Origin of the sequence: Thermogemmatispora onikobensis (assembly GCF_001748285.1) — a bacterium.
GTDB classification, from domain to species: domain Bacteria; phylum Chloroflexota; class Ktedonobacteria; order Ktedonobacterales; family Ktedonobacteraceae; genus Thermogemmatispora; species Thermogemmatispora onikobensis.
Window position 1 is genome coordinate 41340 of sequence record NZ_BDGT01000022.1, and the last position, 20235, is coordinate 61574.

General features: G+C 61.7%; 14 protein-coding genes and 1 pseudogene. 9 read left to right on the forward strand and 6 right to left on the reverse strand.

The genetic code is table 11. The annotated features are described in order from the left end of the window. The first annotated feature begins 299 nt into the window (after positions 1-299). Positions 300-3392 carry a discoidin domain-containing protein gene (locus BGC09_RS11355; protein WP_176728906.1) on the forward strand — a complete coding sequence of 1031 codons (3093 nt, stop codon included), beginning with the start codon at positions 300-302 and terminating at the stop codon, positions 3390-3392. Positions 3393-3617: 225 nt separating this feature from the next. Here the strand turns inward: BGC09_RS11355 and BGC09_RS11360 are convergent, their stop codons facing one another. From BGC09_RS11360 to BGC09_RS11375, 4 genes are all read right to left on the reverse strand, one after another. Further along, entirely contained in the window at positions 3618-4811 is a 1194-nt protein-coding gene (locus BGC09_RS11360) for an ABC transporter ATP-binding protein (RefSeq protein ID WP_069804113.1), read from the reverse strand. Between the two features lie 52 nt (positions 4812-4863). Next, on the reverse strand, positions 4864-5802 hold the full coding sequence (locus tag BGC09_RS11365; protein WP_084658472.1) for an ABC transporter permease: 939 nt from the start codon (positions 5800-5802) through the stop codon (positions 4864-4866). Positions 5803-5827: 25 nt separating this feature from the next. After that, positions 5828-6787: an ABC transporter permease gene (locus BGC09_RS11370; RefSeq protein ID WP_084658475.1), complete on the reverse strand. Its 960-nt coding sequence runs from the start codon at positions 6785-6787 to the stop codon at positions 5828-5830. 144 nt (positions 6788-6931) lie between these two features. Beyond that, the gene (locus BGC09_RS11375) at positions 6932-8134 is read right to left on the reverse strand and encodes an extracellular solute-binding protein (RefSeq protein WP_176728907.1); all 1203 of its coding nucleotides are present in this window, start codon (positions 8132-8134) and stop codon (positions 6932-6934) included. Positions 8135-9007: 873 nt separating this feature from the next. Between BGC09_RS11375 and BGC09_RS11385 the strand changes: the two genes are divergently transcribed. Then, positions 9008-9691, forward strand: coding sequence for a zinc ribbon domain-containing protein (locus tag BGC09_RS11385; RefSeq protein ID WP_069804115.1), 684 nt, complete (start codon positions 9008-9010; stop codon positions 9689-9691). Between the two features lie 520 nt (positions 9692-10211). Here the strand turns inward: BGC09_RS11385 and BGC09_RS11390 are convergent. Continuing rightward, on the reverse strand, positions 10212-10871 hold the full coding sequence (locus tag BGC09_RS11390; protein WP_069804116.1) for an NADPH-dependent F420 reductase: 660 nt from the start codon (positions 10869-10871) through the stop codon (positions 10212-10214). 270 nt (positions 10872-11141) lie between these two features. Here BGC09_RS11390 and nagE point away from each other — a divergent pair, with 270 nt between their 5' ends. The 4 genes from nagE (at position 11142) to BGC09_RS11410 (ending at position 14961) form a co-directional block, all read left to right on the forward strand. Further along, the gene (nagE, locus tag BGC09_RS11395) at positions 11142-12731 is read left to right on the forward strand and encodes an N-acetylglucosamine-specific PTS transporter subunit IIBC (RefSeq protein ID WP_084658481.1); all 1590 of its coding nucleotides are present in this window, start codon (positions 11142-11144) and stop codon (positions 12729-12731) included. 393 nt (positions 12732-13124) lie between these two features. Next, the gene (locus tag BGC09_RS11400; protein WP_069804117.1) at positions 13125-13613 is read left to right on the forward strand and encodes a PTS sugar transporter subunit IIA; all 489 of its coding nucleotides are present in this window, start codon (positions 13125-13127) and stop codon (positions 13611-13613) included. Between the two features lie 279 nt (positions 13614-13892). Then, entirely contained in the window at positions 13893-14381 is a 489-nt protein-coding gene (locus BGC09_RS11405; RefSeq protein WP_069804118.1) for a hypothetical protein, read from the forward strand. Between the two features lie 118 nt (positions 14382-14499). Further along, positions 14500-14961 carry an LURP-one-related/scramblase family protein gene (locus BGC09_RS11410; RefSeq protein ID WP_069804119.1) on the forward strand — a complete coding sequence of 154 codons (462 nt, stop codon included), beginning with the start codon at positions 14500-14502 and terminating at the stop codon, positions 14959-14961. Between the two features lie 89 nt (positions 14962-15050). Here the strand turns inward: BGC09_RS11410 and BGC09_RS11415 are convergent, their stop codons facing one another. Beyond that, positions 15051-15656 (reverse strand): glycerol-3-phosphate responsive antiterminator, encoded by a 606-nt coding sequence (locus tag BGC09_RS11415; protein ID WP_069804120.1) that lies wholly within the window; start codon positions 15654-15656, stop codon positions 15051-15053. 819 nt (positions 15657-16475) lie between these two features. Between BGC09_RS11415 and glpK the strand changes: the two genes are divergently transcribed. The 3 genes and pseudogenes from glpK to BGC09_RS11430 all read left to right on the forward strand — a co-directional run. Then, positions 16476-17981 (forward strand): glycerol kinase GlpK, encoded by a 1506-nt coding sequence (gene glpK / locus BGC09_RS11420; RefSeq protein ID WP_069804121.1) that lies wholly within the window; start codon positions 16476-16478, stop codon positions 17979-17981. Between the two features lie 189 nt (positions 17982-18170). Beyond that, positions 18171-19073 (forward strand): MIP/aquaporin family protein, encoded by a 903-nt coding sequence (locus BGC09_RS11425; protein WP_069804122.1) that lies wholly within the window; start codon positions 18171-18173, stop codon positions 19071-19073. 739 nt (positions 19074-19812) lie between these two features. Next, positions 19813-20235: pseudogene (locus BGC09_RS11430) on the forward strand (glycoside hydrolase family 3 C-terminal domain-containing protein); the annotation flags it as partial.

A 20235-nucleotide genomic window follows, 5' to 3' on the forward strand; every position in this document is an offset into this window, starting at 1 on the left:
TTTTTCGAAAAAGAACAAGTAAAGTTTCACTCCCTCTTGACATGACCCCCCGAATTCTCTATATTCAAAACAAAGGCATCGATATTGATTTCGCAAAATTTCGGAAAGAAAGGAGGGGAAAGCCCCAGCGCTGTGTTCCCGCCCCCGGTCGAGGTCGGCAGGCCAGCAGGCCGGCAGTTGGTCAGCGCGACAGCGAGGTCCTCTGGCTGGCAGCAGGGTGCCTGGCCCCGCCAGAATCGCAGAACTGCGCGATCGGCTCAAGCCGCAAAGAAGCAAGCAAGCAAGCAAAGGAGTTTGTCATGGATGCACCTGCTCCCGATGTAGCAAGGCAGCAGCAGCCTATGTCACTGTCAGCATTGGCGCCAGCGCCCTTGCCCAGGCTTCGCTGGTTGCTCGTGCTCATGTTAATCTGTTCCTGGAGTGTCATGGCCTCGCTGCTGGGCCGGGCGCCTCTAGCGAGAGCTGCCACTGCTATCCAGATCAATGCCGGTGGGCCGGCGGTCTCTCCTTTCGTGGCTGACACCGACTTCTCCGGTGGCGGCACCTCCTCCACCGCCAACACTGTCGACACGTCCGGCCTCTCCAATCCCGCCCCCCAGGCCGTCTACCAGACCGCCCACCTCGGCAACTTCTCCTACGCTATCCCCAATTTGACCCCCGGCGCCAGCTATACCGTCCGCCTCCACTTCGCCGAAACCTACTGGACCACCGCCGGCAAGCGCGTCTTTAACGTCAGTCTCAACGGGCAAACGGTCCTCGCCAACTTCGACATCTTCGCCACTGCGGGCGGTGCCAACAAAGCCATCATCAAGGAGTTCAGCGCCACCGCCTCCTCCGGCGGCACGATCTCCCTCCAGTTCAGCTCTCTTGTCGACCAGGCCCAGCTCAACGGCCTCGAAGTCCTGCCTGCTGCCAGCAGCGGTTGGACGCTCGTCTGGAGCGACAATTTCAGCGGTCCTGCTGGCAGCTTGCCCTCAGCGGACAACTGGATCATCGACACTGGCACAGGCTACCCCGGCGGAGCGGCCAACTGGGGCACCGGCGAGGTCGAGACCATGAGTAACTCGGCCAGCAACGTCTATCTCGACGGCAATAACCACCTGAATATTACCGCGCTCAACACTAACGGGAGCTGGACCTCTGGACGCATCGAAACGAAGCGCAGCGATTTCGCCGCCCCCGCGGGCGGTATGCTGCAAATTAGCGCCTCCATCAAGCAGCCCAACCCGGCCAACGGCCTCGGCTATTGGCCAGCTTTCAGCGCCATGGGCGCCCAGTACCGGGGCAACTACCAGAACTGGCCGGCAGTTGGCCAGATCGACATTTTGGAGGACGTCAACGGACGCAACGCTGAGATCGCAACCCTGCACTGCGGCAGTGCCCCAGGCGGCCCGTGCAACGAGTACAATGGCCTCACCAGCGGCCTGGCCACCTGTCCAGGCTGCCAGAGCGGCTATCACACCTATTCAGTGATCATCGACCGCAGTCTCTCGGATGAGCAGATCCGCTGGTACCTGGATAACCAGCAGATCTGGATTGTGCGCGAGAGCCAGGTCGGCGTGAGCGCCTGGCAGGCCGCCGTCGATCACAGCTTCTTCCTGATCTTCGATCTGGCCATCGGCGGCTCCTTCCCAAACACCGTTTGCAGCTGCACGACGCCCACAAGCGCCACTTCCTCGGGCGGCACCTTGAGCATCGCCTCGGTAGCGGTCTACCAGAAAACGGGCACAGCGCCGCCGGCTCTGACGACGCCGCCAACTCCGAGCGGGGCCAGTGTCGTCAAGGTCACTGGGACGCAGGGGAACTGGCAATTGCTGGTCAACGGCTCGCCCTATCTGATCAAGGGCGTGACCTTCGGTCCCTCAAACGCTGCCGCTCTGGCCTATATGCCCGACCTGCAGGCACTGGGCGTCAACACGATCCGCACCTGGGGGACCGATAGCAGTACGCAGTCGCTGCTCGACGCTGCCGCCGCCTACGGTATCAAGGTTATCAATGGCTTCTGGCTCTCCCAGAGCGCCGACTATCTCAACGACAGCGCCTACAAGACGAGCCAGCTCAGCACCATCCAGAGTCTGGTCAACACCTACAAAAATAATCCGGCGGTGCTGATGTGGGACGTCGGCAACGAGGTCTTGCTCAATCTGCAAAATAGCTTTTCGGGGACACAGCTAGAGCAGGAACGCAACGCCTACGCCCAGTTCGTGGACCAGGTGGCTCAGGCGATCCACGCTATCGATCCGAACCATCCTGTGACGTCAACCGACGCCTGGACCGGCGCCTGGCAATACTACAAGGCCAACGCGCCACACCTGGATCTTTACGCCGTCAATTCCTATGGAGCGGTCTGCAATGTGAAACAGGACTGGATCAACGGCGGCTACAGTGTCCCCTACCTCGTGACCGAGTCGGGGCCGCCAGGCGAGTGGGAGGTACCCAACGATGCCAACGGCGTCCCCCAGGAAAGTACGGACACACAGTCAGCTCAGGGCTATGCCACGGCCTGGAATTGTATCACGAGTCACCGCGGGGTAGCATTGGGGGCGACGCTGTTCAACTACGGCATCGAGAACGATTTCGGCGGCGTCTGGTTTAATCTGAAAACCGGCGGCTGGAAACGACTGGCTTACTACACGGTCCAACAGCTCTATACGGGGCAGACCCCCGCGGCCAGCAGCACCCCGCCGGTGATCTCGAATCTGACGGTGAGCACCAATACGGTGCCAGCAGGCGGCCAGTTTACCTTGAGCGCGAGCGTCAGCAACCCCGGCGGCAACCTGCTGCGCTACACTGTGATGTTTAGCAGCAAATACATCGATGGCAGCACTGGCCTGCGTTACGCCACCTTCAGCCAGGCGGGGAACAGCACCTTCACGGTGACGGCGCCCAAGGTGCTGGGAACCTGGAAGGTCTACCTGTATGTCTACGATGGCCTGGGGAACGTTGGCATCGAGACGCGCTCGTTCAAGGTGGTGCCTCCGCCTGTCAACGGGACCAATGTGGCGATTGGTAAACCCACAACGGCCTCCTCTTACCAGACCACCGGCAATGGCGCCCCTTATCCGCCATCGAATGCCACCGACGGCAACCTGTCAACACGCTGGGCCAGCGATTGGAGTGACCCGCAGTGGATCATGGTCGACCTGGGTCAGGCGAGACAGATCAACCATATTCAACTGGTCTGGGAGACCGCCTATGGCTCGGCCTATCAGGTCCAGGTCTCGAACAATGGCACGACCTGGACGACGATTTATTCGACGACGAGCGGGACCGGTGGGGTCGACGATTTCGACGTGAGCGGCTCAGGGCGCTATGTGCGCCTCTATGGAACAGCGCGCGGTACCTCTTACGGCTACTCGCTCTGGGAATTTGGCATCTATACCCCTGCATAATGGCGCTCGTGGGACGGGCGGCGCGCTCGCTCGCTCGTTCGCGAGCGTCAGCGGGCCAGGGTCACTGTTGCTCGCTCGTGTGCTCGCTCCTCCTGGCTCGCCGCGCCCGTTGGGGAGAGACAGCGACCGTTTTGGCCGCCCTCTTCCTGCGGGCGCTTTCTTTTCTCCTTAAGGCTGCTGGAGCCAGTCCGCCCGCCAGCTGGCCAGAGTGTCTCCGACCCACTCTCAGGCATGTTCCGGCTGCGGCTCGCGCTCGGGCGAGACCTGCCCGACAACGGCGGCCCTGCCTGAGCGCCCGGCAGCCGCTTCTGCCTCGCTCTCCCCGTATGGTAGCACCAGGCAGGCTTCGGGCGGAAAAGCGAGAAGGACGCGCTGACCGGGAACCAGGGTTCGGGCCTGCAGCCCAGGGAGGTCAACCGTGAAGAGCTGGCCTCCGTCGGCCCGCACGCGGAAGCGTGTCACTGCCCCCAGAAAAGTGCGTAGCTCCACGATGCCTGTGAGGAGATTCTCTTGCTCCTGGCTCTGACCCCTGTCCACAGCCACGCCATCAGCCTCTTCGAGCTGCTGCAGTGTGACCAGCTCGGGGCGCACCACCAGCAGCACAGCAGCGCCATCGCTCAGCTCCGGCTGAGGTGGCACACGGAGGAGGATCTCGCCAAGACGACAGTGACCATCAGCCGCGCGCTCCAGGCGAGCCGGCAGGCGGGTACTGGCCCCGACAAAGCCGGCCACAAAGACCGTGCGCGGTCGGCGATAGATCTCCTCGGGCGCCCCAAGCTGCTCAAGGCGACCGCGGGCCATGACGGCGATGCGGTCGGAGATGGCCAGGGCCTCTTCCTGATCATGGGTCACGTAGATAACGGTCATCCCCAGCTGCTGCTGAATGCGCCGGATCTCCTCACGCAAGGTCACGCGCACCGCCGCATCGAGGGCCGAGAGCGGCTCATCGAGCAACAGCACTTTCGGTTCAACGGCCAGCGCGCGCGCCAGGGCCACGCGCTGCTGCTGCCCACCCGAGAGCTGATGCGGATAATTGCGCGCCCGATCGGCCAGCCCTACCAGGGCCAGCAGCTCCTCACAGCGCCGGTGGACCAAGGTAGGAGACAAGCGCCTGAGACGCAGGCCAAAGGCAACGTTCTGCTCAGCCGTCATATGCGGGAAGAGGGCGTAGGACTGAAAGACCATGCCCATCGGGCGCCGGTTGGCCGGGCGGGTTGTGATCTCCTCCCCATCAAGGAGAATGCGCCCAGCATCCGCCTGTTCAAAGCCAGCAACCAGGCGCAGAATAGTAGTCTTGCCGCAGCCGCTTGGTCCCAGAAGTGTCAAGAACTCGCCTTGCTCAACCTCCAAAGAGAGGCGCTCAACGGCCCGCGTTCTTCCAAAGGATTTACTCAGCTCCTGCAATTCTAGAAAAGCCATAGGCATTCATCCTTGTGTCATCCATGCTTGACAGCCAGCAGGGCCAGTCGGTCTAGCGTGGGCCAGCCCCCTCGATCTGTCCCGGGAGCGCGGCCCGCCCCCTGCCCGTGCGCGGGCGCGTGGCCGGTACCATGCCCAGCACACAGAGGAGCGTCAGTAGAAAGCTGAGGACCGCCAGCAGAGCCGCCCGGTGCGGATCATTCTGCCCCGTCATGTTCAGGTAGATCGGGAAGGTATAGGTATTGAAGAGGCTGGCCAGCGTCAGCTCGCCCATCACCGTCGAAAAGGTCAACAGGGCCGCGGTCAAGATTCCCGGCCAGATATTGGGCAGAATCACCAGCAGCAGCGTCCTCCACCAGCCCGCTCCCAGGCTGGCCGCCGCCTCCGTGAGCACCCTGACATCGACCGCGCGCAGGCTGTTGTCAATGGCCCGATAGGCAAACGGCAGCGCTACGATGACATAGGCGCAGATGAGCAAGAACGGAAGATCCAGCAAGGGGAAGACATTGCTCAGCAACGGCACCAGACCCAGGGAGAGCAGGGCCACCAGGGGGCTGTTAGTGGCCGCCCCGTTGTACTCCTGTAACAAACCGGTTCCGAGCACAATGGGTGGGACGGCAAAGGGCAGCAAGACCAGTGCTCCGAGCAGAGGCTGCACCTGTGGCAGGCGCAGACGCACCTGGTAAACGGTAGGGGTCAGCAGCAGAATGACCAGCACCGTTGTTCCCGCCGCCAGCCCGAGTGAGGTCAGCAGCGTCTGCCAGAAATCGGGATCGCCAAAGACGGCGCCGAGACTTGAGAGATCTCCCCAGCCGTGGCTGCCACTGAGACCAAAGACCAGGGTGGCCGCCAGCGGGATCAACAGATAGAGCAGGACCAGAGCGAGTGCCAGCCTGGCCGGCAGGAGTCCGCCCTCGTTCGCCAAGTGCTGGCTGGGCTGCCCCACGTCCTGGCCCGGTTCGCGGTGACGAGGCCGAAATAGCGATCGCATGCTTTTTTCTCCTTGTCCTGGTCCGCTAGCGACCCTGCCCCTGCCAGCGGCTCGCCCGCCTGAGCATCGTCGTGTAGAGCGCGACCACCGCTAGCAGCAGCCCCATCATGCCGACAGCAAGAGCATCACCCAGGCCAAAATCAACGGTCACGTTACCATTGACCAGAAAATCGATGAGGATGGGGACCAGGTTGATGTTCCCCTGAGCCAGCGCATAGGCCGTAGCGAAGGCCCCGAAGGAGTTGGCAAAGAGCAGCATGGTGCCAGCAACCAGCGACGGGAAGAGGATGGGCAGAGCTACGCGCCACCAGTAACCAGCCGGCGAGGCCCCCAGATTGATGGCCGCCTCGCGCCACTCCGGGCGTAACCCCGTAAAGGCGGGCAGCGTTACCAGGATCATCAGCGGAAGCTGGAAATAGACATAGACCAGCACCAGACCCCAAAACTGGTAAATGCTGAAGCCAAGCGCGTAGAGATCGAGATGCAGCCAGCTGCGCAGGGCGACCGTCACAAAGCCCGTGACGCCAAGTGTCGCGACGAAGGCGAAGGCCAGAGGGACACCCGCAAAGTTGGCGGCGATACTGCAAAAGCTGATCAGCAAATTGCGCAGCCAGCCCTGGCGCAGGCTGGCCAGCCCATAGGCAGCCACCGCTCCGAGCAAACCTCCAATGAGGGCCGTGACCAGCGAAAGGGCAACGCTATTCTGAAAAGCGCGCAGATTGCTGGCCTGGGCCAGGAGCCGCTGATAGCCGGCCAGACTCAGCCCACCAGTGCCACCGTTGGTCAGGCTCCCCTGAATCGTGATGACCACGGGCAGCAACTCGAAGAGCAGACAAAAGAGCAAGAAAGGCACGAGAATCGACCAGGCCAGCAACCCAGCCAGGCGCCAGGCACTACGCCGCGCCAGCGGCTGCTCGCGCCTCTTCTCTCCGGCCATGCCAGGCTGGGCCCGCCCCTCTTCCTCATCGAGCGCCTGCGAAAGCATAGGCCTCCCTCCCTCCTGATCAGATAGCCGCAGCGAGCGCACTCGCTCCGATCCAGCGGCCAGCCAGTGCGGACCACTCAGAGGAGCGAAGAGCGCCGCTGCGCCGAGCGAGAATGTGCTCCTCTTCCTCTCATCTCAGGCTCGCTACGAGCCAAGCACCTGCGGCCCCCAGTTGTTATTGACCAGCGTCGAAGCCGCATTCAGCTGAGCCAGCGACGGAAAACGCACATTGGCATACTGCTCAGCAGGCGGTAATTTGGCAGCGAGATCAGGGGGAACCTTGCCAGCCGCCACCAGCTTTTGATAGCGGGCTGGATGAGCGTAGCCCTTTAGATAGAAGAGCTGTCCCTCGTCGGAGAAAATATATTCAATCCAGAGGCGAGCCGCGAAAGGATGGGGAGCCGTCTTATTGATCACTGAGACATAGGGACCAGCGATCGAGCCATCGGAGGGAATGATCACTTCCAGATGTGGCTTGCCGGCCAGCTGGTCGCGGAAGCCCAGCCCGAGATAGTCCCACATCACGGCAATGGCCACTTCGCCGGTCGAAATATTGGCAATGCTGGAGCGGGCAACCGTGAAATTGCCGCTCTTCTTGAGTTGTGCAAAATAGTCGATGCCGGGCTGAATATTGTCGAGGCTGCCGCCGTGAGCCAGCGCAGCGGCAAAGACCGCCAGAAAGGCATCGTTGGCCTGGCGCGGGTCGCCGTCGATGCCGACCATATTTTTATAGTTGCCGCTCAGCAACTCAGCGAAGGAGGTCGGCGGCTTCTTCACAAGGTCGGTATTGATCACAAAAGCCTGCGCGCCATAGTATTCGGTGCACCAGTAGCCGTCGGGGTCCTTGAGACTGGCATCGATGTCATCCCAGTAGGCATGCTTGTAGGGAGCAACCAGCCCCTGCTGAACAGCCAGCGGCCCAAACTTGAAGCCAACGTCACCGATGTCACCGTGAGGGCGCGTCTTCGAGTTCTTGAAGACCTCTAGCTCCTGAGCTGAGGAGTATTCGGCTTCGGCCTTGTAGGAGATAGGCAGGCCATAATGGCTGGTGTAACCGGCCAGGATATCTTTGTAGTCAGCCCATTCTGGTGGGATGCCCACGGCCTGCAGCTGGCCCTCTTTTTTGGCATTGGCAATCAGCGTATCCAGCTTGATAGGACCAGCCATGTTGACGTTGGCAGTGGTGGCACTGCTGCCAGTGCTACTGCTCCCGCAGGCTTCGAGCATGGCCGCCAGGGCGCTGGCCGAGAGGCCAGCCACGCCCGCCCGCCGCAGAAAGTGGCGGCGGCTCTGCTGGCCGAAGAGATCATTGAATAGCAGCTGTTCCTGGCTGCGTCCAGGGCGCATCAAAAGGCTACCTCCTGATCGTTGGCATGCACGGAGAACACGGTCAAAGGTCACACGGGAAGGACTGCTGGCCCAGCATGCTGAGCCGGCGCTTGAGGCAGCAATCTCCATTGCCCGGTAGAACGAGCAGCCGCAAGCGCATCCAGCAGACGGCCAAACGGCGAGACAGCAGGTCAACGGCAGGCAGGCCCGAGGCGGACCACAGAGCACAGGCCCTGCCTCTCCGTACGCTTGCTCTCTCCACGCTTCTTCATGGTAGGGCGGCCATGCTAAGAGGAAGTTAATAGATAAAGTAGGGGTTGTTAAGGCTCAGTTATATTTCGCCCAACGCCGCAGGAGCAGGCCATCGGGAAGGCGCATCACGCAACCTCGCCAGGGCAGTATCGCACCCAGGAGTAGAAAAATTGATTTATCGCGCATTTTCTGCTACTATAGAAGCAGGCTGGCAGCTCTAGTCAGGAGAGACTCAGGAGCAGAACAGGAAAGGCAGCCCAGTGTCTGAGACAACCATCTGGCTGCTCAGCAGCCGGGCAGACCGGCAGGGTGCTACCCGCCAGGGCCGCGGGCCGCACTGCTTAGCTCGGCGCCCAAGGAGGACCAGCGATGTTCACGGCAGCGACCTGGCGGTTCCAGTCAGTGCCGCACAGCAGCGGGCTGCTTCTTGCCGCCTATCCAAACCTTCTTCACACTCCTTCGTGCTCCTCCCGACTCCTCTTCTTGCTGGCAACCACCACCATCTCGACCAGCCCTAGCAATAGAGAAGGCCGCCCAGCTACGGCAGCCCAGGTCTCTCCCGGAGTCGATCAGCTGTTTGTTCCCCTTTAAGCGCGTGTCCCGATTTGACTGTTAGTTAGCAAAGGAGGAGCTTTGCACATGGAACAGCGTATCTACCACGGCACCCTTTCCCCGGACGGCCTGGCCGACTACCTCGTCCAGACCTTTGGCCAGAACTACAGCTATCTCGGCTGGGGAGGCAGCACGCTCAACACTATCGCCCAGAAGATCGGGCAGGGGGATCACGTTCTGGTCCAGATCGCGCAGGCGCGTCCCTGGAGCGGGCGCCTGCGCACTGCCCTCGGCGTCAGCATCTCGCGTGTGCCCGATGGTATCAGCGTGAGCGTTGGCCAGAGCAACTGGTTGGAAGGCTCGCTGCCTGGCATGCTGTGGGGAGCCTTGTTCTTTCCACCTCTGGTGATCTTTCCTCTGATTCGGAGCATCGGAGCCTTTAGCTTTTACCAGGACGTCTGGCAGGCCATCGAAACCTACTGCACCCAGGCTCAGGCTACGCGCATCAGCACCAGCACCCTGCACGGCCTCTACTGCGCGCGCTGCGGGGCCCTCAACGACGAAGCGGCCCAGCACTGCCATCTCTGCGGCGCCGCTCTGGCAGCCAGCCCAGCCAGCACCGCAGGAGCGCCCGAGCTGGTGACCTGCGCCAGTTGCCACGAGCGCGTCGTCGCGGCCCGCTTCTGTGGCAATTGCGGTGCTCCGCTGAGCGCAGGGCCAGCGCCCTCATCTCCCGACCAGGGTCAGGGAGGCCAGACAGACATAGCGTAGTCGGCAGGCAGGTCGACCCTGCCCTGCTGTGCAGGCATCCTCGCCAGCCAGTCACCGTGCTTCCGCCGAATCGAGGTCGAGGATGCCTGCTATCACCCCGCATCCCGGCCTTACAGGCACCCACCTGCCACACCTGCCCGAAGCGTCTGCTACCTCTGCCGCTCTGCTCTGCCATGTCAGTGATATGCTGTGCAGGCGGGCAACCTGTCCTGGCGGCACCTGCCCGAAAGGACTGACGAACCTGTACAGAGGTCCGAGCAATACTCCTTCAAGAGAGCAGCTCGATCGCCAGCGAAAAGGCTTGACTTCTCAGCACTGCACCTGAAGACGGGGTCTTCTGCTCGCGAACCTCTGTCCGTCCGCCGCCAGGGCTGGAGCTTCTGCAATCCTCGCGCAGGCTAAACAGGCAGTCTGACGACACCTCTCCTGAGACAGGATGACCAGCCGCTTCTGTCAGGCAGATTCGATGATCCTGAAAAAAATGATCACGATGCCAGCCGGAAGCACACTGGCGTCGCTGCTAGAAGTCATTCGAGACTACCCGGATATTAAAGGGGCTGCTACCAAGTACCCCCCAGAGGCGTAGCCAGAGCGCCAGATACATCTCAGTGCCACGCGCATTTGAGATGCCGCCCAGATCGATCAAGCTCTCCGGGGGCCAGCCGAAGCTGACCAGCAGAGCCGCCACCTCGCTCTTGGCGGTGGCATCATCGCCGCACAAGAACATGTGGTGCCGCCCGGGTACCAGAGCAGGATTCACCATTACGGCGGCGTTCACGGTGTTGAGGGTCTTCACCACGCGACTGGCCGGGAAGGTGCGCTGGATGCGCTCCGCCAGACTATCGCTATTGCAAAAGCTCAACTGAGGCGGCATCCCCGAATTGGGAGCAATTGGGTTCGCCACGTCGATCAAGATCTTGCCAGCGAGGTTTTCCGCCCCGGCAGCAGTCAGGGCCTCCAGCGACCAGGCCCCAGCAGTGGCATTAATCACAATTTCAGCAAAGCGCGCCGCCTCGGCAAATGATCCTGCGCTGGCCGAAGGTCCAGCTGAGGCCACCCAGGCCTGGGCCTTCTCGTTGCCGGCTTGCCGCGCTCCCATCTTGACTTCGTGGCCGAGACTAACCAGCTTGCCAGCCAGCGTCTGGCCAACCATACCTGTACCAAGGACGCCGAAACGCATGCAATTCCCTTTCTTTACTACACCATAGCAGCAGACGATGGCCTCGAAGCGAATCAAAGCTTTCTATTATACGCCCGGAGTGGGCGACACGGCAAGGGACAAGACAAGACGAGACCGCCGGTGTTAGCCAGCCAGCATAGGAGGGCCAGATCAGCGTCTGTACAATGATAGGTATAGATGACTTGACAAATGAACCAGTGGTAGCGTAGAACATAGTCATGTAATGCACGTCCACTGGTAGTTTAAGTTTCTCTCGTCAGGAGCATTGAAATGAGTGCCGCCAATAGTTCAGCTTCTCCTGGTGTTGTTTTCCCTGGGCGAGTCAGCGGCTTTGACCGCATCCTGGGAGCCTTACAGAGCATCGGGCGCTCGCTGATGCTGCCGATTGCCGTGCTGCCGGCGGCGGGCCTGCTGTTGCGCTTCGGGCAGCCCGACCTGCTCAACCTGCCCTGGATGGCGGCGGCGGGCAACGCTGTCTTCTCCAATCTCTCGCTGATCTTCGCCATAGGCATTGCCATTGGCCTCACCGGAGGAGAGGGAGCAGCAGCCCTGGCCGGGCTGGTCGGCTACCTTGTCTTCACTGGCGTCTTCAACGTCATCATTCCCCAGGTCAACGGCGCTCCTGATCCCTCGATCTCAATGGGCGTCTTCTCCGGCATCATCATGGGGCTGGTCAGCGCCGGCCTCTATCGGCGCTTCCACGACATTCGCCTGCCGGACTACCTGGCCTTCTTCGGAGGCAAGCGCTTCGTCCCTATCATTACGGCCCTGGTTGCCCTCGTGCTGGGAGCTATCTTCGGCCTGATCTGGCCGCCAATCCAGGGGGTCATCAATGCCCTCGGTCAGGGTATTGTGGCCCTGGGGCCACTTGGCACCGGGATCTATGGCCTCCTCAACCGGCTGCTGATCCCCTTCGGCCTGCACCATGTGCTGAATACCTACGTCTGGTTCCAGTTGGGCACCTACCACACGGCGCACGGCCTCGTTAACGGCGACCTCAACCGTTATTTTGCCGGCGATCCAACAGCGGGCAATTTTATGGCTGGCTTCTTCCCCGTGATGATGTTCGGACTGCCAGCAGCCTGTCTGGCGATGATTCGCCGCGCCCATTATCCACGGGTGGCCGCGGGCATCCTGCTCTCCGCCGCCCTGACTTCCTTCCTGACGGGCGTGACCGAGCCAATTGAGTTCGCCTTCCTCTTCGTGGCTCCTGTACTCTTTTTGATCCACGCTGTGCTGACCGGCGTGGCCCTGGCGATCTGCACAGCCCTGGGCATCCACATCGGCTTTACTTTCTCCGCCGGCTTGATCGACTACCTGATCAATTTCAGTAAGGCCAATACGACCCAGCCGCTGGTGCTGTTGCTGATCGGAGTGATCTATGCCGTCATCTACTACTTTACTTTCAGCTTCTGTATCTCACGCTTCAATCTGGCAACGCCAGGGCGCGGCGGCACGGCCACAGACAGCCGCAGCGACTGGATTCTGCCCGAGAGTCAGCGCGGGCCACGCTCTGGACGAAAGACGGAGGAGGCAGCGACAACGGCAGGCGATGCCGATGAGCGCCTGGCTGCGGAGCTGCTGGCTGCTCTGGGTGGCAAGGAGAACGTTGAGAGCGTCGAGGGCTGTATCACGCGCCTGCGCCTCTTTATCAGCGAGCCGCAGCGCATCGACGAGGCCCGGCTCAGGAGCCTGGGAGCCGCTGGAGTCATTCGCCACGGCAAGATCGTCCAGGTGGTCATGGGCACGCAGTCCGATCGCCTGGCCAGCCGCATGAAACAGCTGATGAAGAAGGGCAGCAGCGAGCTAGAGCAGAGCGCAGATACATCAGATGGAGAGAGCGAGGAGAGCCAGGGCTGAACTGGCGTCACCGCGAGTGACCCCTCCCCCTGCCGTGCACATGTGCACATTGTCAGCGCTGGCGCTCTTCTGAGAGAGATCGGCGTGGTGCCTCTCGTTTTGAACGGGCAGCCTGAAGAGGTCTGCCCGTTCAACGTGAAGCCTTCAGGTTGGAAGGCCGCTCTGGGAGAAAATCCAGAGCGCTCGAGGCAGACAGGTGCATCTGCCTGCCCCTCCTGTGGCTGATCCTGTGACAGGAAGAAGATCTTTCTCAGGCCACGGGCCGCCGCCATCACCCACTACGGCCAGCTCGTCAGGACGGTCGAGGGGGCAGGCCGCGCGCCTGGCCAGACTCGTTTAACAACTCCATCAATGGAGCGATACTCTTGGAAAGCGCAGGTTTTGAAGAAGAGCATGAGAGTCGGCAAGAAAAATGATCTGGTGATTGTGGCCCCGCTTGATGGCCAGGTAGTGCCTCTGGAGCAGGTACCCGACGAGGTTTTCGCTCAGAAGCTGGTTGGCGATGGCCTGGCTATTGATCCGCAGGGCAACGTGGCGGTCGCTCCCATCAGCGGCAGGCTGGTACGCCTCTTTCCGGGTGGTCACGCCTTCGTCGTCGCTGTCGGCTCCGAGGACAGTGAGGAGGAGGCCGCGGTGATCGTCCACCTGGGTCTCGACACGGTGGAACTGGCCGGCGACGGCTTCACTCTCTTAGCGCAGGAAGGCGAGCATGTCGAGGCCGGCACGCCGGTGGTAGGCTTCGATCGCGCCCGCATCGAAGCGCGGGGCAAGAGTATGCTTAGCCCGGTGGTCTTCAGCGGCAGCGGGGTCCTGACGCAGCGCGCCAGTGGAACGGTAGAGGCCGGGCAGGATGTGCTCTTTGTCGTACAGCGTGCGCTGTAGGTACAAATTGGCGCAGCCTCCTCTTGACAAGCAGAGGTTCTGACTCTATCCTCAAGACAAGGGAGAAGTTCAGAGATTGGCAACGAATAGTAGTGGATATACGGGCCCCAGCAGCGTAGCCTCATTGTTAGAGCATGGGAGCGAGGCGAGCCTGGGCAGTCTTCTGCCATCAGGCTGATCATCCATCAGGAGGCACGGCCCAGCGGGTACAGCCAGGGAAGCAAACCGTAGTCTGAAGTGCAGAGCCGTTTTCCATGCCAGGGGAGAGGAGTCTAAGCCATGTTGGAAGCCGTGCCACGCACGCGCTGGTCGAACAGCTACCGCCTCTTCCGGGATGGGACGCTGTTCACGGAGATTGGTCCCGCGCTTTTTTGCCGGGTAGAGGGCCTGACGGTCGCGGGACGCACCCGTCCCGTGCGTCGTGGGCGCTCTGGCCTGATCCAGGCATACCTGCTGGAGGTCAATGGCTCCTTACTGGCCCAGGCGCGGGGCTCGTGGTCTGGACGGAGCTGGTCCATCACCTGCTATGCCGGGTCCGAGCAGGGCTATCGGCTGCGACCCAGGCGACCGCTGGCCATGACCTTCGTGTTGGAGAGCAATGGCACGGCAGTCGGGACGATCCGCCCGCGGGGTCTCTGGTTCTTGTGGATTCGGCAAGTCGTGATTGACCTGCCTGATCTCCCCCTGCCACTGGTCCTCTTTATGTTCTGGCTGGCCATTACGACCTGGCATAGTCAGCATCATGACGGCGGCGGCGGAGCCATGTAAGATACAAGTGGGTCGAGCACGGCTGGCAAGCATACGAGTCCCACCCTTCTTCCAAGCAGAGGCAGATAGGCGACGTTTTTCACTGCAAGAGGAAGCAGGCAGCAAAGGAGCAACGACAATGCTAGAAGCCGTGCCCCATCATTGGTATTCAAACACCTACTCCATTCGTCAGGATGGACAGGAGATTGCAGAGATCAAGCGAGGCATCCTGCGCGAACAGGGCAGTATTGTGGTGGAAGGCCAGACATGTACCATTCGGCGCGCCGGGCTGACCGGGCCTTTTCTCTACGAGGTGGATGGCATACCCCAGGCCCAGGCCATGAGCCACTCGTTCAGGCGCCGCTTTGAGATCGACTACGCGGGCCAGCGCTACAGCCTGCGCGCGCAGTCGCTGTGGACACGTACCTTTCTGCTGGAACGCGACGGCAAAGTGCTGGGGACTATCCGCCCGCAAAGTCTGTGGAACCGCAAAGCGATCATCGAGATTCCCGGCTTTCCCCTGCCTATCGTCCTCTTCTTCTTCTGGCTGGTCATGATCCAGTGGCAGCGAGAGCAGGCCGCCGCAGCGTCAGGCGCGTAGCATCAGCGTATCATGGCCTCCTTCTTCTCTCCCTGCTGCGTTTTTTCAGGAGAGAAACGCAGAGGAGGCCCCTCGCTTGAGCCGCTCACTCACGCCAGGGAGAGGTTGCGCCAAAGGCTGTAGGTGCTGCTGCTGCTGAGGATGGCCCCGGCCTGCTGAACACGGGCCACATCTTCAGCAGTGCGGATGAAGCCGCCAGCGATGAAGGGACCAGGCAGGAGACGCCGCAGAGTGGCAGCCACTTCGGGGAACATGATGCCTGGCAGGACCTCAACAAGATCAGGGCCAGCATGGGCGATGGTACGGACCCCCTTTTCGAGGCCGGAGTCGTCAAGCAGGAGCAGGCGCTGAATGGTGATGAGCCCCTCGGCACGCGCCGCCGTCACCAGTTGCGACTTGCTGGTGATGATGGCATCGATGCCGATTTGGTGCAGATACTGGATGCCGGCGCGGTCCTTGCCGATGCCGCTGACAAGGTCGACATGCACTACGACGCGCTTGCCTCGCCGCCGCGCCTCTTCGACAAAGGGGGCCAGCTGAAAGGCATCGCCCTTCAGCAGAAAGAGGAGGGGCGTGTCCGCCTCCAGAGCAAGGCGCATATCCTCCTCCGATTTGAGCGCCGCCGCTACGGGGTAGAGACGCGCCAGACGCACAATTTCCAGTGCAGCTTGCGTATACACACCTCGGTGAAACAAGGGGGCCGTTCCTCGAAGCGCTCGACCTGCGTGGTCCAGGAGCGTCATTGTATCTTTATTATAGTCAGGAGGCAGCCTGTTTGTCTAGCCTGAGCCAGTTGACCATCTCCATCGGGGACCGGGCGGGCCTGCCCGACTGTCAGCAATTCGGCACTTGACAAAGCAAGGTGGGTTAACTATATTATAAGCAAGGCACGGGTTATTAGCCGGCCTGTACTGCTACCATTGTAGCAAAGCAGAGACAACTAAATATAGAATTGACAGGACAGTGAACTGAAAAGTCCTGAGCCAGTGTGAACAACACGGCTTGGGACTTTTTTCTTTTGCTCCTGGCAGCCAGGGCCTGCCCGCCAGCGTTGGAGACGATCCTGCGATTAAAACTTGATTCGCAGAGACGGCCTCGCAGACAGAGCTGGCAACCCTGGAGGGTGTCGAAGGGGAGAGAGCCGCTCGTGTGCTCGAGCGAAGCGGTAGCGCAGCACGGAGGCTACCGCAAGCCCCGGCAAGGCGGTATCCAGCAGAGGGGTCTGGCTCGTCATAGCAGGAGCAGGCAGGTAGGCAGGTAGCAGTACAAGGCCAGGCAAGGTCTGGGTCAATGGCAGCGGTGCCAGCGGCCCAGCAGCCCAGCAGCCTGCGCGTCTGTCACTTGCGTTTCACGCTTCACAAGCAAGCCGAAGCCGGTGGCAGGTCAAGCAGGCGGGTAGCGTGCCCGGACGCAGCGGTCCGTTCTGCGCCGGGAGCGGCGCGGCGCGGCGTCCAGGCTGGCCGATCTTTGGACAACGGAAGACGTCACAGCAACAAGAAAGGGCTTGTCTACCTATGGCGAAGTACGTCCTCGCCCTTGACCAGGGCACCACCAGTTCGCGCGCCATTGTCTTCAACCATGAGGGCGCCGTCGTCAGCCTCGCCCAGAAAGAATTCCCGCAGATCTATCCGGCACCGGGACTGGTCGAGCATAATCCCGAGGACATCTGGTCCAGTCAGCTCAGCGTCGCCCAAGAGGCCCTGCACAAGGCCGGGGCCAGCGCCGCCGACATCGCCGCCATCGGCATTACCAACCAGCGCGAGACCGCCCTTGTCTGGGAGAAGGCCACCGGCAAGCCGGTCTTCAACGCTATTGTCTGGCAGAGCCGCTTGACGGCCCCCATCTGCGACGAGCTGAAGGCCAAGGGCTTCGACAGCGAGATCCGCCAGCGGACCGGGCTGGTGACCGATGCCTATTTCTCGGGCACGAAGGTCAAATGGATTCTGGATAACGTGCCCGGCGTACGCGAGAAGGCCGAGCGGGGCGAGGTGCTCTTTGGGAACGTCGACACCTTCCTGATCTGGCGCCTCACTAAGGGCCGCGTCCATGTGACCGATGCGACCAACGCCTCGCGCACCATGCTCTACAACATCTACACGGGCGACTGGGACGATGTGATCCTCAAGGAGCTGGGTGTACCACGCGCCATGCTCCCCCAGGTAATGCCGTCCAGCACGGTCTATGGCGAGACCGACCCGGAGTTTTTCGGTGGCCCGATTAAGATCGCTGGCGTGGCCGGCGACCAACAGGCGGCGACCTTCGGTCAGGCTTGCTTTGAGGTCGGGATGGCGAAGAATACCTATGGTACCGGTAGCTTCATGCTGATGAATACCGGCGATCGTGGGGTGGCTTCGAAGAACGGCCTGCTGACAACCATCGCCTGGCGCATCAATGGGCAGACGACCTACGCGCTCGAAGGAAGCATTTTCATCACGGGCGCGGCGGTCCAGTGGCTGCGCGATGGGCTGCGCGCCATCGCGTCGAGCAGCGACGTGGAGCAGCTGGCGATGTCGGTCTCCGACAATGGCGGCGTCTACCTGGTGCCAGCTTTCGTCGGCCTGGGCGCCCCCTATTGGGACCCCTACGCTCGCGGGACGATCGTCGGTCTGACGCGCGGGTCAAGCATCGCCCACATTGCCCGCGCGACGCTGGAATCGATGTGCTACCAGACACGCGACGTGCTGGAGGCGATGACAGCGGATAGCGGCGTGCACGTGAAGGCGCTGCGCGTCGATGGCGGCGCTGTGGTCAATAATCTGCTGATGCAGTTCCAGGCCGACATCCTGGGTGTGCCAGTGCAGCGCCCCAAGGTGGCCGAGACAACGGCCCTGGGCGCGGCCTACCTGGCCGGCCTGGCGACCGGCTTCTGGAATAGCCAGCAAGAGGTGGCCGAGCAGTGGGCGGTCGATCGCACTTTTGAGCCGCAGATGAGCGCCGACCAGCGCGATGCGCTCTATGCCGGCTGGAAGCGCGCTGTGGAGCGCTCGCTGCAGTGGGAGCGGCCCGCTTCCGCTCAGTAGCCAGCGGGTGCCTGACTGATCAGGCTACCGCGCTCTCAGTCCGTCCGGCTATCCGCAGGACGCGCCTGCTGCTCGCGCCCACGTGCGCCCTGCTCCGCGGCGGATGGCCGGACCCTGGCTTTGCCCTGGTCTGTCGTCATTCATTCTTTCCTTCTTCTATCTCTCTGAGTGACAAAGGAGTTTGGATCAATGGCCCGTCAATTTACGAGCAGGCCCTCAGCGCTTGCGGGCCTGTGGGGAGAATGCATCGCCGAGTTCTTCGGCACCATGATCCTGCTGCTCTTCGGCGATGGCTGCGTGGCCACGTTCGCCCTCTTCACGAATATCGGAGCGAACAATGCAGCAACGCCCTTTGCGAACGAGTGGATCGTCATTATCTTGGGGTGGGGCCTGGCGGTGATGCTGGGCATCTATGTGGCTGGAGCCATCAGTGGCGCCCATCTGAATCCAGCGGTGACCCTGGCTCTGGCCGCTCGTGGGAAGTTCGCCTGGGGCAAGGTGGTGCCTTATTGGGTCGCTCAGGTGCTCGGTGGTTTCGTCGCTGCCGCTATTCTCTACTTCGTCTATCAGGGAGCGCTGGTGCATGCTCTGTCGCTCAATCACTTGACCATCGGGCAGATTGCCGATCCTAATGGCTACGGCGGCGTCTTCTATACGTCCCCGAAGCCTTTCGTGGGAACCTTCGGGGCCTTCTGCGATGAGTTCCTGGGTACCGCTCTGCTGGTGGGCCTGATCTTCGCTATCACCGATGGCCGCAACCAGCCGGTGCAGGCTAACTTGAATCCGCTGATCATCGGTCTGCTGGTGGTGGCGATCGGCGCCTCCTTCGGCCTGAATACGGGCTATGCCATTAACCCGGCGCGCGACTTTGGTCCGCGGCTGTGGGTCGCTATCGTGAGCGGCGGGGCCAGCCTGTCAGCCAATGATTACTACTTCTGGATTCCGATCGTGGCCCCGTTGCTGGGTGGCGTGGTCGGCGCCTTCGTCTACGACTTCACTGTCGGTAAGGTGCTGGAAGCCCGCGGCCTGACGAAGTCGGGGACAGCTGAGACCAAGGGCGAGGCAGTTCGCGTGCCCAGCGAGGCGGAGTAAGCGGCCAGTAGCCAGGTCGGTCTTCCTGGCACTGCTACTGCTGTTTGTCGTCCGTCCGCTGACTCAGGCGGTGCTCTCCGGTACGCTTCGGCTTCTGCTTTGTGTGGGCGGCGGGGAGGAAGGTTGTGCAGCCTTCTTCTCCGCCGCCACTCTGCGTTTTGGGCCGGAATTGGCAGCAGGCAAGAGGCAACTACGCCAGCAACAGCCTTCCTTACTATCCACGAGCACAGGCGAGAGGAGAGCGGGGTTTCAGTCGCTGAAAGCACTTTTTGCGGAGCTTTTTGCCAGAGCATTGAAACAGGGCACGCTCTGGTTTCAGTGTAGCACAGCTCTTTCCTGTGTAACACACTAGGAGAGGTAAGAGAGAAGAATGGCCGTTGAGAGGTGTATTCGTATGGCAGAGCACAGTTCTCGGCATGCTTTATGCAAGAGAGCAAAGCGAGAGCAGGACCCAGTCGCTTGCCTCCGCTGTGTTTCGTCTCTCCGGTTGGGTCCTGCTGCTGCCCGGGCAATGGGAGATTGCCTGGCAGGCCAGTCACACGGTTCGGTACAACGTCGGCCCGGCAGGCCACAGCGATCTGAGCGGAAGGCCAGTCACTCTTGATCTCGCCCTGGAGGGCAGGCCCTCCTCTTCTGCTGTTCCGCGCTGTGCCTGCCCTGCCGGGCCTGATCACGGGTGCCAGAGCACGCAACGCTGAGTGTCTCTCTGGCTCAGTCTGCCAACGAAGGAGCGTGCTAGATGCGACGCCTTGTACTGTTGCCTGGCGCCAGGATGGCGCTGAGACTGCTGCTGACACTACTTCTGCTTTGCCTGTGGAGCCTCTTCCTTTCCTCCCCCGGCGCACCGGCGCGGGCCACCTCTGCCGCGGCCCGCCCCTGGATGAACCGCGCTTTATCTCCCGACCGGCGCGCCGATCTGCTGCTAGCCCAGATGACGCTCGATGAGAAGATTGCTATGCTGCATGGCTGGTCTGGCGGCAGCTATGTGGGCTACATTCCAGCCAATACGCGCCTGGGTATTCCAGCCCTCGGTCTGGAGGATGGCCCCGCCGGAGTGGCCGACGGCATGACGGGCGTGACTGCTTTTCCAGCTCCGGAGGCACTGGCCGCGAGCTGGGATACGAGCCTGATGCACCAGTACGGCCAGGATCTCGGCAATGAG

What these genes read in the sequence shown, in the direction of transcription:
- BGC09_RS11355 (WP_176728906.1), top strand. Translation starts at nt 300, where the DNA reads ATGGATGCACCTGCTCCCGATGTAGCAAGGCAGCAGCAGCCTATGTCA.
- BGC09_RS11360 (WP_069804113.1), bottom strand. Translation starts at nt 4,811, where the DNA reads ATGGCTTTTCTAGAATTGCAGGAGCTGAGTAAATCCTTTGGAAGAACG.
- BGC09_RS11365 (WP_084658472.1), bottom strand. Translation starts at nt 5,802, where the DNA reads ATGCGATCGCTATTTCGGCCTCGTCACCGCGAACCGGGCCAGGACGTG.
- BGC09_RS11370 (WP_084658475.1), bottom strand. Translation starts at nt 6,787, where the DNA reads ATGCTTTCGCAGGCGCTCGATGAGGAAGAGGGGCGGGCCCAGCCTGGC.
- BGC09_RS11375 (WP_176728907.1), bottom strand. Translation starts at nt 8,134, where the DNA reads ATGCGCCCTGGACGCAGCCAGGAACAGCTGCTATTCAATGATCTCTTC.
- BGC09_RS11385 (WP_069804115.1), top strand. Translation starts at nt 9,008, where the DNA reads ATGGAACAGCGTATCTACCACGGCACCCTTTCCCCGGACGGCCTGGCC.
- BGC09_RS11390 (WP_069804116.1), bottom strand. Translation starts at nt 10,871, where the DNA reads ATGCGTTTCGGCGTCCTTGGTACAGGTATGGTTGGCCAGACGCTGGCT.
- nagE (WP_084658481.1), top strand. Translation starts at nt 11,142, where the DNA reads ATGAGTGCCGCCAATAGTTCAGCTTCTCCTGGTGTTGTTTTCCCTGGG.
- BGC09_RS11400 (WP_069804117.1), top strand. Translation starts at nt 13,125, where the DNA reads ATGAGAGTCGGCAAGAAAAATGATCTGGTGATTGTGGCCCCGCTTGAT.
- BGC09_RS11405 (WP_069804118.1), top strand. Translation starts at nt 13,893, where the DNA reads ATGTTGGAAGCCGTGCCACGCACGCGCTGGTCGAACAGCTACCGCCTC.
- BGC09_RS11410 (WP_069804119.1), top strand. Translation starts at nt 14,500, where the DNA reads ATGCTAGAAGCCGTGCCCCATCATTGGTATTCAAACACCTACTCCATT.
- glpK (WP_069804121.1), top strand. Translation starts at nt 16,476, where the DNA reads ATGGCGAAGTACGTCCTCGCCCTTGACCAGGGCACCACCAGTTCGCGC.
- BGC09_RS11425 (WP_069804122.1), top strand. Translation starts at nt 18,171, where the DNA reads ATGGCCCGTCAATTTACGAGCAGGCCCTCAGCGCTTGCGGGCCTGTGG.